18 protein-coding genes and 1 pseudogene are annotated in these 14,104 nt (G+C 64.5%); 14 read left to right on the plus strand and 5 right to left on the minus strand.

Annotated features, from left to right (window positions below):
• Positions 1-819 (minus strand): annotated as a pseudogene (locus L630_RS22660) (IS630 family transposase); the annotation flags it as partial.
• Between the two features lie 300 nt (positions 820-1,119).
• Between L630_RS22660 and L630_RS21855 the strand changes: the two are divergent.
• The 8 genes from L630_RS21855 (at position 1,120) to L630_RS0119215 (ending at position 5,476) form a co-directional block, all read left to right on the plus strand.
• Positions 1,120-1,326 (plus strand): hypothetical protein, encoded by a 207-nt coding sequence (locus L630_RS21855; RefSeq protein WP_144708851.1) that lies wholly within the window; start codon positions 1,120-1,122, stop codon positions 1,324-1,326.
• Between the two features lie 225 nt (positions 1,327-1,551).
• Positions 1,552-1,974 carry a TIGR01244 family sulfur transferase gene (locus L630_RS0119185; RefSeq protein WP_024849817.1) on the plus strand — a complete coding sequence of 141 codons (423 nt, stop codon included), beginning with the start codon at positions 1,552-1,554 and terminating at the stop codon, positions 1,972-1,974.
• A 32-nt stretch (positions 1,975-2,006) separates the two neighbouring features.
• The gene (locus L630_RS0119190) at positions 2,007-2,897 is read left to right on the plus strand and encodes an MBL fold metallo-hydrolase (RefSeq protein ID WP_024849818.1); all 891 of its coding nucleotides are present in this window, start codon (positions 2,007-2,009) and stop codon (positions 2,895-2,897) included.
• The gene (locus tag L630_RS0119195; protein ID WP_024849819.1) at positions 2,894-3,238 is read left to right on the plus strand and encodes a metalloregulator ArsR/SmtB family transcription factor; all 345 of its coding nucleotides are present in this window, start codon (positions 2,894-2,896) and stop codon (positions 3,236-3,238) included. The genes L630_RS0119190 and L630_RS0119195 overlap by 4 nt, the downstream gene beginning before the upstream one ends.
• Positions 3,235-3,663, plus strand: a complete 429-nt coding sequence (locus L630_RS0119200; RefSeq protein WP_024849820.1) for a YeeE/YedE family protein — start codon at positions 3,235-3,237, stop codon at positions 3,661-3,663. The genes L630_RS0119195 and L630_RS0119200 overlap by 4 nt, the downstream gene beginning before the upstream one ends.
• Before the next feature lie 4 nt (positions 3,664-3,667).
• Positions 3,668-4,099: a DUF6691 family protein gene (locus L630_RS0119205; protein WP_024849821.1), complete on the plus strand. Its 432-nt coding sequence runs from the start codon at positions 3,668-3,670 to the stop codon at positions 4,097-4,099.
• Positions 4,100-4,111: 12 nt separating this feature from the next.
• Positions 4,112-4,897, plus strand: a complete 786-nt coding sequence (locus tag L630_RS0119210; protein WP_024849822.1) for a sulfite exporter TauE/SafE family protein — start codon at positions 4,112-4,114, stop codon at positions 4,895-4,897.
• Positions 4,898-4,984: 87 nt separating this feature from the next.
• Positions 4,985-5,476, plus strand: a complete 492-nt coding sequence (locus tag L630_RS0119215) for a DUF2892 domain-containing protein (protein WP_024849823.1) — start codon at positions 4,985-4,987, stop codon at positions 5,474-5,476.
• Positions 5,477-5,753: 277 nt separating this feature from the next.
• On the opposite strand, the gene L630_RS0119220 is transcribed toward L630_RS0119215, so the two are convergent.
• Positions 5,754-6,386, minus strand: a complete 633-nt coding sequence (locus L630_RS0119220; protein WP_024849824.1) for a tyrosine-type recombinase/integrase — start codon at positions 6,384-6,386, stop codon at positions 5,754-5,756.
• 263 nt (positions 6,387-6,649) lie between these two features.
• Between L630_RS0119220 and L630_RS0119225 the strand changes: the two genes are divergently transcribed.
• The 3 genes from L630_RS0119225 to arsC all read left to right on the plus strand — a co-directional run bounded on the left by L630_RS0119225 (position 6,650) and on the right by arsC (position 8,534).
• On the plus strand, positions 6,650-6,982 hold the full coding sequence (locus tag L630_RS0119225; RefSeq protein WP_024849825.1) for a metalloregulator ArsR/SmtB family transcription factor: 333 nt from the start codon (positions 6,650-6,652) through the stop codon (positions 6,980-6,982).
• Between the two features lie 72 nt (positions 6,983-7,054).
• On the plus strand, positions 7,055-8,098 hold the full coding sequence (gene arsB / locus L630_RS0119230) for an ACR3 family arsenite efflux transporter (protein ID WP_186445303.1): 1,044 nt from the start codon (positions 7,055-7,057) through the stop codon (positions 8,096-8,098).
• A 13-nt stretch (positions 8,099-8,111) separates the two neighbouring features.
• Positions 8,112-8,534: an arsenate reductase (glutaredoxin) gene (gene arsC / locus L630_RS0119235; RefSeq protein WP_024849827.1), complete on the plus strand. Its 423-nt coding sequence runs from the start codon at positions 8,112-8,114 to the stop codon at positions 8,532-8,534.
• A 226-nt stretch (positions 8,535-8,760) separates the two neighbouring features.
• Here the strand turns inward: arsC and L630_RS0119240 are convergent, their stop codons facing one another.
• Positions 8,761-9,471, minus strand: a complete 711-nt coding sequence (locus tag L630_RS0119240; protein ID WP_024849828.1) for a DMT family transporter — start codon at positions 9,469-9,471, stop codon at positions 8,761-8,763.
• 249 nt (positions 9,472-9,720) lie between these two features.
• Between L630_RS0119240 and L630_RS0119245 the strand changes: the two genes are divergently transcribed.
• From L630_RS0119245 to L630_RS0119255, 3 genes are read left to right on the plus strand one after another with little or no spacing between them, the layout of a single operon-like run.
• Positions 9,721-10,056, plus strand: a complete 336-nt coding sequence (locus L630_RS0119245) for a metalloregulator ArsR/SmtB family transcription factor (RefSeq protein ID WP_024849829.1) — start codon at positions 9,721-9,723, stop codon at positions 10,054-10,056.
• A 15-nt stretch (positions 10,057-10,071) separates the two neighbouring features.
• Entirely contained in the window at positions 10,072-11,496 is a 1,425-nt protein-coding gene (locus L630_RS0119250; protein WP_024849830.1) for an NAD(P)-binding domain-containing protein, read from the plus strand.
• Positions 11,493-12,710, plus strand: a complete 1,218-nt coding sequence (locus tag L630_RS0119255) for an MFS transporter (protein WP_051473379.1) — start codon at positions 11,493-11,495, stop codon at positions 12,708-12,710. Before L630_RS0119250 ends, L630_RS0119255 begins: the two co-directional genes overlap by 4 nt.
• Positions 12,711-13,034: 324 nt before the next feature.
• On the opposite strand, the gene L630_RS0119260 is transcribed toward L630_RS0119255, so the two are convergent.
• Complete coding sequence (locus L630_RS0119260; RefSeq protein WP_024849832.1) at positions 13,035-13,652, minus strand: plasmid pRiA4b ORF-3 family protein; 618 nt, start codon at positions 13,650-13,652, stop codon at positions 13,035-13,037.
• Positions 13,649-14,104 (minus strand): transposase (locus L630_RS0119265; RefSeq protein ID WP_024849833.1); only part of this gene is annotated, 456 nt, incomplete at its 5' end. The genes L630_RS0119265 and L630_RS0119260, both read right to left, overlap by 4 nt.

Genomic DNA, 14,104 nt, shown 5'->3' on the forward strand with positions numbered 1-14,104 from the left:
CCTTGAGGCGCGAGAAGGCCTTCTCGATAGGATTGAAGTCCGGGCTGTATGGCGGGAGGAAGCGCAGGGTTGCACCGGCGGCTTCAATCCTGTCCTTCACGGCGGCCCGCTTGTGGCTGGAGAGGTTATCCATGATGACCACGTCGCCGGGGCGCAGCTCGGGCACCAGGACCTGCGCGACATAGGCTTCGAACCAGTCGCCGTTGATCGGTCCGTCCAGCACCATTGGCGCAACCATGCCGGTCATTCGCAGGCCAGCGACGAGCGTGGTGGTCTTGCGGTGGCCATGCGGAAAGCCCATCCGTAACCGCTCGCCCTTCGGGCAGCGACCGTGGCTGCGCGTCATGTTCGTGGCAGTCCAGGTCTCGTCGATGAAGACGAGGCGCTCGGGTTCGAGATCGATCTGGCCGTCGAACCATTCTCGGCGCTGTTTCAGGATGTCGGGGCGGTCCTGCTCGATTGCATGCCCAGTCTTTTTTTGCGCGTCATGCCCCGGCGCACGAAGAAGCGATGCAATCCGGCGACCGAGACGATCAGGCCGATCTCGGCCAGACCAGCGCGCAGTTCCTCAAGCGAGATGTCCTTGCGGGCCTCCCAGAGGGCGAGGATGTCCGATGCACGCTCTTCGACCCGCCGGGATCGCATGTCGCCGCCCTGCCGCTTCGGGGTGAACTCACCCGTCTCGCGCCGCTGCGCATGCCAACGGATCGCCGTCGAAGGCGCAACACCAAACCGGATCGCAGCAGCACGGCAGCTCAACCCGCCATCAACCGCCGCCAAAAGCCGTGAACGCAAATCCATCGAAAGAGGTTGAGCCATCCATGCTGGCCTCCTTCACCAGCACGGATTCTTAATCAGAAATCACGCCCGGCGGGAATCCCCACGCGATTCAAAACGGTCGAAAACCGCTCTAATGTGACAAACCTGATGGACCAGAGCCTCCGTTAGCTCACGCGGCCTGTTGTCCCAAAAACCCTGACGACGGACAGTCGTCGGCTATGGCCGGCCGCGGCGTACGATCTCGTCGTCGCCATCTTCATCCAGTTCGCCGACCCGCAACTGCGGGACGATATGTTCGCCGGGATGATCAGAACGCTGGCGCCCGGCGGAACGCTGTTGATGCAGGGCTATAGGCGGGAGCAACTGGCCTACGGCACCGGCGGTCCTCGTGACGCAGATCATCTCTACACCGAGGAGATGCTTCGGGATGCTTTCGACAGCCTCGAGATCGTCGAGCTCAATTCCTACGATGCCGAGATACGGGAAGGTCCGGCCCACGACGGCATGTCGGCTCTGATCGACCTCGTGGCTCGCAAGCCGGAGTAAGGCGGCCGCGGTTTCGCCGCGCGACATCAGCTTGCGTAGGGATCATCAGGCGCCTTCCGGCCCTGCAGATTCACGCCCCGGCGACGGCTCCCGCCACACATTTCCATGGACAGGCCAGGTCCGCTTCCAGGCCATTTTTGACAGCAATCATTGCAGTATTTTGCAATCGTTCCTATTTAATCGTCATCACCCGATTGAATCCACTACACACAGAGGAGCCAACGCATGAAACAGATTTCCGAGAAGCTTTATGTCGCGCCGCAGGTCACGGCGAGCGATATCCGCCAGGCCAGAGCGCAAGGTTTCGCGATGATCATCAACAACCGCCCGGATGGGGAGGAGCCCGGTCAGCCCAGCGCCTCGGACAGCCGTTCGGTCGCGGAAGGCCAGGAGCTTGCCTACGCCCACATCCCCGTGACTGCAGGACAGATCAGCGAAAGGCAGGTTCGGGCTTTTCAGGAGGCGCTCTCCGAGGCGGAAGGTCCCGTGCTGGCCCACTGCAAGACGGGCACGCGCTCCGCAATGCTCTACGCCATTGGCGAGGTTCTCGATGGCCGGATGGGCAAGAACGAGGTCGTTCCGTTCGGCCAATCCGTCGGTCTCGACCTTTCCGGCGCCGTCAAATGGCTCGACGCGCACGGCCGCTAGTCGTCTGACCTGATCTTCCCGGAGCTATTGCAATGAACATGATCAAGCCGCTCGTGAAGGGGTTCTTCGACGAGCGCACCTTCTCCGTCCAGTATGTCGTCGCCGATCCGGAGACGAAGAAGTGCGCGATCGTCGATCCTGTCTTCGATTTCGACGAGAAGTCGGGGGCGACCTCCACCAGGAACGCTGACGCGATCCTGTCCTACGTGGACGAGCAGGGATTCGAGGTCGAGCGGATCCTCGATACCCATCCGCATGCCGACCACTTCTCGGCGGCGCAATACCTCAAGGAAAAGACCGGCGCGCCGACCGCAATCGGCGAGAAGGTGATCGAGGTGCAGAGGCTGTGGAAGGGCATCTACAACTGGCCCGATTTCCCCGCTGATGGCTCCCAATGGGACAAGCTCTTTGCAGAGGGCGAGACCTTCCAGGTGGGCAACATCCCTGCCCGGGTACTGTTCTCGCCGGGACATACGCTGGCGTCCATCACCTATGTGATCGGCGACGCCGCCTTCGTGCACGACACGCTGTTCATGCCGGATTCGGGAACGGCCCGAGCCGATTTCCCCGGCGGCAGCGCCTCGCGGCTCTACAGGTCGATCATGGAAATCCTGTCGCTGCCCGACGAGACCCGCATCTTCACGGGACACGATTACCGGCCCGGCGGGCGCGAGCCGCTGTGGGAATCCACGGTCGCCGAGCAGAAGGCCAAGAACACGCACATGTCGAAGTGCAGGACGGAGGCGGAATTCGTGGAGGTGCGCGAGGCCCGCGACAAGACCCTCTCGATGCCGAAGCTCATCCTGCACGCGCTGCAGGTGAACATGAACGGCGGACGGCTGCCCGAGCCGGAGGCGAACGGAAAGCGCTACCTGAAATTCCCGCTCAACGCGTTTCAGGGCGCCGCATGGGACGACCGATGAAGCGCGAGCTCGCTCCCCAGACCGCCGACCTCGTGGCGAGCGCCGGCGAGGCTGCCGAATTCCTCAAGAAGTTCGCACATCCATCGCGCCTGATGATCGTCTGCGCGCTGGTGGAGGGCGAGCGCTCGGTCCGCGATCTCGAGGACACGCTCGGCATTCGCCAACCGGGCCTGTCGCAGCAGATTGCCGAACTGCGGGAGGCGGGCCTCATCGTCGGACGCAAGGAATCGAAGAACATGTTCTACCGACTCGCGGACGGACGGGTCACCGAGTTCATCGGCCTGATGTACCGGATGTTCTGCGCGCTCCCGGAGAAGGATCAGCAAGGAAACGTTCAATGACCGAATTCACCCCCATCGCCTCCCTGATCGGCGGCATGATGATCGGCCTCTCGGCCGTCCTTCTCATGCTCTGGGAAGGGCGCATAGCAGGCATCTCCGGCATCGCCGGCCGGCTCCTGCCGCCTTATCGCGACGGTGCGTTCCTCTCACGGCTCGGCTTCGTCGTCGGCCTCATCGCCGCGCCCCTCGTCATTGCCGTGGCGACGGGCGAAGCGGTCGGACAGACCGTCTCCTCGAATATTCCGCTGATGGTCGCCGCCGGGTTCCTCGTCGGATTCGGTTCGGTCTGGGGCAATGGCTGCACCTCGGGACACGGTGTGTGCGGCTTGTCGCGGCTTTCGGCGCGCTCTTTCGCGGCGACCGGCGTCTTCATGGCGGCCGCCTTCGTCACCGTCTTCCTTGTCCGCCACGTGATCGGAGGCTGATCGGATGTCCTTTCTCGTCAATCTCGGCCTCGGCCTGCTCTTCGGCGTAGGACTCGTCATTTCGGGCATGGCGGATCCCGCCAAGGTGCTCAACTTCCTCGACCTGTTCGGGACATGGGACCCGTCGCTCGCCTTCGTGATGGGCGGTGCCGTCGTCGTCGCCTTCGCGGGCTATCGTCTGGTGCTCGCACGCGGCGAGCCGATCGTCGGCGGCAGCTTTCACCTGCCCACCAGGAACGACATCGACGCTCGGGTGATCGCAGGCCCGGCGATCTTCGGCATCGGCTGGGGGCTCGGCGGCTTCTGCCCGGGACCGGCACTCACCGCGCTCGGCCTCGGCGCCTCGGGCACGCTTGCCTTTGTCCCTGCGATGATCATTGGCATGTGGACGGCGCGGCTCATTGGCGAAGCCGTCTCGCGGACCTCCAACGTATAGGGCTGCTCCACCATGCTCGACCCTTTTCAGTACCTGCTGGGCGCGCTGTCAGGGTCCCTTGTCGGCTTCTCGCTCGGGCTGTTCGGCGGTGGCGGCTCGATTCTCGCCGTTCCGCTGATGGTCTACCTGGTCGGAGTGCCGGTACCTCATGTGGCGATCGGCACCAGTGCGCTGGCCGTCGCGGCAAATGCGGCCACGGGCCTGGTCAGTCACGCGCGGCAAGGCAATGTGATCTGGCGCTGTGCGCTGATGTTCAGCGTGGCCGGGATCGCCGGAGCCGCTCTCGGTTCGTCGCTGGGAAAGGCGTTCGACGGACAGAAGCTCCTGTTCCTCTTCGCGATCGTGATGGTGGTGATCGGCATCGGCATGCTCAGGCGCCGCGGACATGAAGGGACTCCGGACGCTGCCTGCGACCGCGGCAACGCGCCGAAGGTTCTGGCCGCCGGCGGCCTGACGGGCCTGTTCTCCGGCTTCTTCGGGATCGGCGGGGGTTTCCTGATCGTGCCCGGCCTGATAGCCGCGACCGGAATGCCGATGCTCAATGCGATCGGCTCCTCACTGGAGGCCGTGACGGCATTCGGCCTCACGACCGCAGCAAGCTACGCCTTCTCCGGGCTGGTCGACTGGCCCCTGGCGGCCGTTTTTATTGCGGGAGGAGTGGCAGGCGGGATGCTCGGTTCGGTGGCCGCCCAGCGCCTCAGCAGCCGCAAGGGGGCTCTGAACACCGCTTTCGCGCTCCTCGTCTTTGCGGTGGCAGGCTACATGCTCTGGCAAAGCGGGCGGGCGATCCTGGGCTAATCGACCGAAGCTGCTGATGAAAAGCCGCCTGAGGGAACGTTCTCCCTGTCTGCCACGTTCGGATGGACGGCCCTCCAGGAGACGGACATGGTCTCATCCAGCGCGGAACGGGTGCCGGCGCAGACGGCGGAAGACATCAATCGCCGCATTCGGCATGAGACAGAAGCCAGCATCAGGTACTACGCGCACCATCGCGGAGAAATCGGCGACCGCCTGCGGGCGCTCGACCGCGAGTGGGATATCGAAAGGGCGATTGAAGCCAACGCCTCTGCACTCGCCCTGGCGGGCGTCATACTCGGCGCGACGTCCGATCGCAGGTGGCTTGCACTCCCTATGGCGGTGAGCGGATTCCTCCTGCAGCATGCCATTCAGGGTTGGTGCCCGCCTGTGCCGGTCCTCCGGCGGCTGGGATTCCGGACCGCCAGGGAAATCGATCAGGAGCGCTACGCGCTGAAGGCCTTGCGAGGCGATTTCGGTGGAGTCGACAAGGCGGAAAACCGATGGGAGGCGGTCCTGCAGGCCGTCGGCCTCAGGGCAAGATCGCGGGGCGGAAGATCCTCGGAAGCTGAATCGTCATGATCGGCAACGCGCGCGCATAGCGAAGGTCTCGATCCGGCCCATCGAAGTCAACGCGCTTCGTCAAACGTCACGTCCGGTTTCAGCGTCTGTCCAGATCGCCTGTAGATGGCCAATAAGGGCGCGAACCTGAAGGTAAGCCGGTTCGGGCTGAAGGTCCGCTTCCGCAACCCGCTGGCCAATAGCTGACCGACCGGAAACCATCCCACAATGGCCGGAGGGGAGTTTGAAGGCCTAGATAAAGCGGCCATCCGCGTTCGATCCGGATGGCCGCTTTAGTTCAGATTTCAGTTCTCTCTGCGAGGAGGAGGGCGTCCTCCACGTCGACGCCAAGATAGCGCACCGTGTTCTCGATCTTCGAGTGACCAAGCAGGATCTGGATGGCGCGGATGTTACCTGTCGCCCGGTAGATCATCGACGCTTTCGTCCGTCGCAGCGAGTGGGTTCCATACTCTTCCGGACGTAGACCGATAGCGGCTACCCATTCGTCTACCAAGCGCGCGTACTGCCTCGTGCTCATGTGCCGTGTGTGATCGACTCGGCTCGGGAACACATAGTCCTCAATCGAGCCCCTACGTCGTTCGAGCCATGCCAGAAGGCTCGCTCTCACATCGCTGGTGATCTCGAACTGGACCGGCCGCCCCGTCTTTTGTTGGATCACGATCGCCCGAGTGCGTATTTCAGGTCCGGCAACAACATCGCGGATCTTGATCTTGACTAGGTCACACCCGCGCAACTTGCTGTCGATCGCCAAATCGAACAGCGCGCGGTCCCGAACGCGTCTCTCGCGATCGAGGAAAAAGCGAACTGCCCAGATCTGCTTCTGGGTAAACGGACGCTTGGTGCCGACCTTCTTTCCGGCATTCCAAGCTGCGCGGTCGCGGCTGGCATCATCAAATATCGAATGGCCCATGTGAGTTCTCCTCGGCCGGGATTGGCCGCAAGAGAAACGTCATGGAACACTACCGTTCAGGGGCCGACTGCGGACTGTCCGGTTTCCGCAGAAGACTTGGGTAAGCCGACATTCCGTTGTCGACCCCTTTCTCGTCATTCCGCCCACCGCTGACACTGCCTAGAAGCGGACATTGTGCCGAGAGGATCCAGGCCGGGGCAATGTCGGCACCTTGATGTTTCCCTGTTGACTGGATATCTCCATATATCGGAGATCATAGATATATGGATAACGCAGCAGCTCTTGCAGCTTTGGCGGCTCTCGGCCAAGAAACCCGCCTCGACGTCTTCCGGCTGCTCGTCAAGGCAGGCCCTGAAGGACTTCCCGCAGGCGAGATCGGGGAGCGTCTCGGTACCGTCCAGAACACAACTTCTTCGCACCTGAAGATCCTTGCGCAAGCCGGACTGATCCACGCCGAGCGCGACGGCCGCACCATCCGCTATGCCGCCGAGATGACAGGTTTCCGCGATCTGCTGGCTTTCCTGATGGAGGATTGCTGCAACGGCGCGCCGGAACTCTGCCGTCCGGTCATCGACGCCATTACCTGCCGCTGCTGAGCAGCAGGGCCGTCTGAAGGATAAATCATGACAGATACCACACTCGCCGCGCCTCGCCAGATGCCCGCCGCCATCGGCTTCTTCGAGAAATACCTGACCCTGTGGGTGGCCCTCTGCATCTTGGCGGGCATCGCGCTGGGCTACCTGATGCCTGGCTTCGTTGGAGCGGTCGCGCAGGCCGAAGTGGCCCGCGTGAACCTGCCTGTCGCGGTCCTGATCTGGCTGATGATCGTGCCCATGCTGCTGAGCGTCGATTTCCGCTCCCTCTCCAGGGTGGCGACCTACTGGCGCGGCATCGGCGTCACGCTGTTCATCAACTGGGCGATCAAGCCGTTCTCGATGGCGCTCCTCGGCTGGCTCTTCATCGGCTGGCTGTTCCGGCCCTACCTGCCCGCCTACCAGATCGACTCCTATATTGCCGGCCTGATCATCCTCGCGGCGGCACCCTGCACCGCCATGGTGTTCGTCTGGTCGGCCCTGACGAAGGGGGAGCCGAATTTCACGCTCTCGCAGGTCGCGCTCAACGATGCAATCATGGTGGTGGCTTTCGCGCCCATCGTCGGCCTGCTGCTCGGTCTGTCGGCGATCACCGTTCCATGGGACACGCTGGTTCTCTCAGTCGTCCTCTACATCGTCCTGCCCGTGATCGTTGCCCAGGCAATTCGATCGCGGCTACTGGCTTCAGGCGGCCAGGCCGCTCTCGACAGGCTGCTCGCACGGATGCAGCCGCTTTCCCTGATCGCGCTCCTTGCGACGCTGGTCCTGCTCTTTGCTTTCCAGGGCGAGCAGATCGTCGCGCAGCCGATGGTGATCGCGCTGCTCGCAGTGCCGATCCTGATCCAGGTCTACTTCAACTCCGGGCTCGCCTACCTGCTCAACCGAATTTCCGGGGAGCGGCACTGCGTTGCCGGACCTTCGGCGCTGATCGGCGCTTCGAACTTCTTCGAGCTGGCCGTCGCCGCCGCCATTGCGCTGTTCGGCCTTCAGTCAGGCGCAGCGCTTGCCACCGTCGTGGGCGTGCTGGTCGAGGTTCCCGTCATGCTGTCTGTCGTCTGGATCGTGAACCGCTCCAAGGGCTGGTACGAACGCGGCGCTGCGGTGAAACAGACATCCTGACCTGGAGGCGACCATGACGATCACGATCTACCACAATCCCGCCTGCGGCACGTCCCGCAACGCTCTCGCCATGATCCGCCAATCCGGCGAGGAGCCGGAGGTGATCGAGTATCTGAAGACGCCGCCGTCCAGGGAGAAGCTCGTCCAGCTGATCGCGGCAATGGGGATCAGTCCGCGAAACCTCCTTCGCGAAAAGGGGACGCCCTATGCCGAACTCGGGCTGGGCGATCCCAAGTGGAGCGATGACGAGCTGATCGACTTCATGATGGAGCATCCGATCCTGATCAACCGACCGATCGTGGTCACGCGGCTCGGCGCTAGGCTCTGCCGCCCCTCCGAGGCCGTGCTCGACATCCTGTCGAACCCGGACATTGGCCCTTTCACCAAGGACGACGGCGAAGTTGTCATCGATAGCGAGGGCAGGCGCGTCAGGTGAGGCGAGCGCCCCGCGGTCGGCCAGCATCCCCTGGATGTCCACTGTCCCGTGTCAGCCGGACCAACTCGAACACCGCGGCGAGGATGACCGCCGCCCCTGCCCATTGCACGGCTGACAGCCGCTCTCCGAGAAAGATGAACGCGAACGTCACGCCGAACACCGGGATCGCGTTGAAATAGCTTCCCGCCACGGCGGCCGGGACCGACCGCAATGCCGCGACGTAGAGCTAGTACGCGGCCGCGTAGTAGAGAAGCCCTGAGAGCGCGGCAGCCGCGGCCAGTCCAGGGGAGAGTCCTGCGAGATCGGACGGACTGCCGTGGGATGTTCCCCACAGGAGGAGCGCGACCGCCCAGCCCAGTCCCGCAGTCTGCTGGACTGCGACGATGAACAGGGGATCAAGGCTCTCGCTCAATCGGCGCGAGAAGACGGTGTAGAAGGCGCAGGACAGCACGGCTCCGAGCAGGAGAAGGATTCCCGCGGGGTCGTTCTCGTTTCCCTGGAAGCCGCTCCAGGCGTCGGAGACCAGCGAGACCCCGAACATGCCCGCCAGCATCACGGCAAGCAGCCGCGGCGTCACCGGCTCGCGCAGGAACACTGCCGCCAGCCCGAGAATCATCAGGGGCTCAGCCGCCCACAGCAGTGTCGACACGCTCGCGGAGATGCGGGCGAGGCCCATCAGGCTCAGCGTGTAGGAGATGCCCGGGTTAAGCAGGCCGAGCAGGATGAGCGGCAGCATCAGCCGCGGCGACCCCACCCGTTCCCTGGAGAAGGAGAACGCGATCCAGAGCGCGGCGGCGCTGGGGGCGAGCTGAAGTACCAGGAGGGTGACGGCCGGGATCGAGGCAAGAAGGGCTTTGCTGAGGACGGTGGCGCCGCCCCAGAGGGCGCAGGCGAGGACCAGGAGGACAGCCGGAGAACGGCGCGTAGAGGTGCGCATCGAAGGACACTCCAGAAGGGGTTCGTCAGGGTGAAGCGAATTCAGCCGTGGCGGCTGTCGCACCCGTCCGCGTCGCAGCGGTCGTAACTGGGCCTTCTGGGAGGTCGGGACATCTGGCCTCACGAACTGTGTCCGAAGACGACGGTAGCACCTCGGGCCGTCGTTCGGCAATTCGGCTTGCTGAACTCTTAATTCGACAATCGTCGAAATTAAATTGACGACACCCGATAAGGCGTCTAGCCTATTTCCATGAAACTCGAATTAGCAGCATCCCAGCTCGAGGCGCTCGGCAACCCCACGCGCCTGCAGCTATATCGAATCCTTGTTCGCGCCGGCGGCGAAGGTCTTCCCGTGGGCAGCGTCCAGGAGAAGCTCGGGATCGCGGCCTCGACGCTCTCCCACCACCTGAAGAGACTGGTCGACACGGGGCTTGTCACTCAGGAACGGCAGGCGACGACGCTCATCTGCCGCGCCCATTATCCCGCCATGCAGTCGCTGATCGGCTTCCTCGCAGACGAATGCTGCGCGGATGGCTCATGCCCGCCCGAATCCCGCCGCGGCAGCGCCTGCGAGCCTGTCCGCTAGACAAAGGAGACCCTCATGAACGCGATCCCTGCACCTGACCTTCCGGTCGCCGTCATCGGAGCCGGACCCGTTGGCCTGGCCGCCGCCGCCCGGCTCGTGGAGCGCGGCCTCCGTCCAGCGGTGTTCGAGAAGGGAGCGCGCGTGGGCGCGGCCATCCTGGACTGGGGCCACGTCCGCGTCTTCTCGCCGTGGGACTACAATGTCGACGAGGCCGCGCGAGCGCTGCTGGCGGACCGCGGCGCCGCCGCCCCCGAGGGAGAATATCTGCCGACAGGCGAGGAGATCGTGAGGGACTACCTCGAGCCGCTGTCACGGGTGCCCGCGATCGCCGAAGGGCTGCGCCTTGGAGCCGAGGTGACCGGAATCACCCGGCTCGGCCGTGACCTGATGTCGAACGACGGCCGCGCCGAGGCTCCCTTCGTGGTGCGTTACCGCGATGCCGCGGGCGAGCAGCGCATGCTTGCAAGGGCCGTGATCGACGCCTCCGGCACCTGGTCAAAGCCGAACCCGATGGGCGTCGACGGCCTGCCCGTTCCCGGTGAGGTGGAGGCTTCCGACCTGATCGCCTACGGCATTCCCGATGTGGCGGGCGCGGATCGCGAAGCCTATGCGGGCAAGCGGGTCCTCATCGTCGGCAGCGGCCACTCCGCGATCAATGTCGCGCTCGCGCTCCTCGAACTGCAGGCCAAGGCTCCCAACACCGAAATTCTGTGGGCGCTTCGCCGCAACCGCATCGAGAAGCTGCTCGGTGGCGGGCTGAACGACCAGCTCCCGGAGCGCGGGGCGCTCGGCCTCGCGGCAAAGGAAGCGATCGTGGCCGGACGGCTGCGCATGCTGGCTCCGTTCGCTGCCGAACGCATCCGGCGGAGCGGTGAACGACTCATCGTGGAGGCGACGCTGAGCGGTATGCCCGTCACGGAGAAGATCGACCGCATCGTCGTGGCAACCGGATTCCGTCCCGACTTCTCGTTCCTGCGGGAGGTGCGGCTCGCACTCGATCCGGCCGTCGAGGCGCCACCGGCGCTCGCCCCTCTGATCGACCCGAACTTCCACTCCTGCGGCACGGTTCCGCCGCACGGGATCGACGAGCTCAGCCATCCGGAACCGGGCATAGTGATTGTCGGGTCGAAGTCATACGGCCGCGCGCCGACGTTCCTTATGGCGACGGGCTACGAGCAGGCGAGATCGGTGGTCGCTGAGATCGCAGGCGACCTCGTAGCCGCCCGCGAAGTCCGTCTGGAGCTTCCTGAGACAGGCGTTTGCAGCGCGCCAGCCGCCGTGTCTGCCTCGTCCTGCTGCGGCGGCCCGGCCCCGGCAGGCGCGGATGCATGCTGCGTTGCCGACGCGGTGGCCAAGGAGAAAGGCGAGGCCGGATGCGGCTGCTCGGAGAACTCCGCAGCCCCCGTTGCCTCCAGCGCCTGCTGCCAGAGCGCTGCGTGACAGCCGTTCCGGATGCCGGGGACACCCGCTGGTTCATCAGCGCCCTCGGGGCGGCACAGATATGCTCGTGGGGAACGCTGTTCTACGGCTTTCCGCTGATCGCCGAAGCGATGCGGACCGACCTTGGCTGGTCGAAGACCGAGCTATACGGGGCCGCCACCTGCGGCATGCTGCTGGCGGGGCTCGCAGCGTATCCGGTCGGGGCGGCCATCGACCGCGGCCATGGCCGCTACCTCATGGCGGCAGCGTCCGTCGTGGCGGGGCTGCTGCTAGCCGCCTGGTCTCAGGTCACGAGCATCGTCGCCTTCTACGCGGTGCTCGCCGTGCTGGGCTGCATGCAGGCGGCGACCCTCTACGAGCCTGCGTTCGCCGTGATCGCGCGCCGTTTCGGCCCCTTGGGAGCGCGCAAGGGCATCACCGCCCTGACGCTGTGGGGTGGCTTCGCCAGCACTGTCTTCATCCCCCTCATCCAGTTCCTGATCGACACTCAAGGGTGGCGCGGCGCGCTCCTTGGGATGGCCGCCGTCAACGCGGTCGTATGCTGCGGCCTCTACTTCCTGGCCATCGATCCCAGGAAGGACGCTCCGATCCGTACGCACCATCCGGACGAGGCTGCGCCGCTCGCCGGGCGGGCGGCTGTCCGCGCGGCCATGCGCAGGTCCGCCTACTGGGGCCTCATGATTGCCTGGATCTCCTATGCCGCGGCATTCTCGTCGCTGACCTACCACTTCTATCCGCTGCTGCTGGAGCGCGGGCTGGATCCCTCGGGAGTCGTGATGGTGTTGGCCGTAATCGGACCCGCGCAGGTAGCCGGCCGCATCATGATCCGGGCTTTCGCGTCGGAGGCGCCAGTCCGGAAGCTGGGATCGGCGATCGTGATCGTCTTTCCGATCGCCGTGATCGGCTTCGCATACGCGCCGCCGCAGGTTGCGGTGATCGCCTCGATCGCCGCCTTCTATGGAGCAGCCAACGGAATGGTCACCATCGTCCGCGGAATCGCAGTTCCCGAGATGGTCACCCGCGAAGCCTACGGGGCGGTGAACGGGTCGTTGGTGGCTCCGATGAACATCATGCAAGCCCTCGCGCCCTTGGCAGCGGCGGTCATCTGGCAGGCCAGCGGAGGCTACGATGCGGTGCTTGCCGTGATCTTCATTGGGTCGCTCACCCTATGCGCAGGCTTCTGGATCGCGGCCATCCGATCAAGAGGCATCTAGCCGTTAACAGGATCATCGGTGTGCCTTTCCGCAGGAGAGCCCATACGGCGGCTTCACTACAATCCGGTCCAGAAGCAGATGGACCTGATTTTACCCCATAGTAGTCGTACCCGCCGGCCCGGTGTGCGCAAGGATTGTCTTCGGCAGAACGGAGGTCATCTTCGGACTGTGGGCTTTCAGAAGCACCTGGCGAAAAACTACCGTTCCAGCCTCCGAGCCATGGGGCAAAGGTTGCCTCGCCGAGCCATTCGCGGCGCTATTGTAGCATTCCCTTCGCCGCCCACGCGGTAAGCCTCCGGCGAGGACCGCAGCCGCCTCGGATCATCAGCGCGCCTGACTGCGGCTTTTCTCGAAGCCGGCCTTGCCGAGAGCGCGGCGTCTGGCGAGCTTTTTGATCCGGGTCTGGATTTCGTCTTCAGCAGCATGTGCGGGATCGAACGGGCGGCCGTGCCAGCGTTTGAGTTCGCGATGCTGCTCGTGTTTGGAATCGGTGATCGCGTCGAGGAACAATTCGAAGCCGGGGATGCCGCCGACATCTTCGGGTGGCGCGCGGCCGGCACCGTCGATGTAGTGGGGATACTCGACAGCGGGATCGGCGTCGGCGATTGCCTCGATGGTGATCGTGTGCCGCCAGTCGTCACCGAAGTCGTAGGTGTAGGCCAGTTGCGTGATGCCGCGATCGACCAGCGCTCCGAGCCGCGTCGTCTTCGCCGAGTAGGTTCTGTCGCGCAGGCTGTCCCATTCGGGATCGGGAATGGCGTAGCGCTTTCCGTCGGCGCGGAACTCGAACAGGTGATAGTCGTCGAACGGCATTGCCGCCTGGATGACGTCGTGCAAGGCCTTGAGCGTTGCCGTCAGCGGCACCTCGGCGCGCCGCCATATGGCGGGTTGCCAGTCATCGAGTTGGATCATGATGCGGGCGATGCGATCGGCGTGGCTCATGCCACCAGTCTTGCAGATTGCGCCGTCCAGTTCCACGGCAAGAGATCACTCAGCCGGCCCTGCGGCGTATCGGCGATGCGGGCGAGCACATCGGCGAGCCAAGCCTGCGGGTCGACATCGTTGAGCTTTGCCGTGCCGATGAGGGTATACATGACGGCCGCACGCTCGGCACCTCGTTCGGAGCCGGCGAAGAGCCAGGACTTTCTNCCGAGGGCGAGACCGCGCAGCGCCCGCTCGGCTGCATTGTTGGTCAGGCAGATGCGCCCGTCTGCGAGGAAACGGCTGAACCCCTTCCAGCGCCTGAGCATGTAGTCTATAGCCTGTGCGGTGGGCGCGTGACGCGACAGCTTGGCCCGCTCGTCACGTATCCACTCTTCCAACTCGGCGACCAGCGGCGCGCTCCGCTCCGACCTGATGGCGAGGCGCTCCTCCGTGGGCAGTCCGTTGATGTC

It is taken from the genome of Aminobacter sp. J41, assembly GCF_000526635.1.
Lineage (GTDB): Bacteria > Pseudomonadota > Alphaproteobacteria > Rhizobiales > Rhizobiaceae > Aerobium.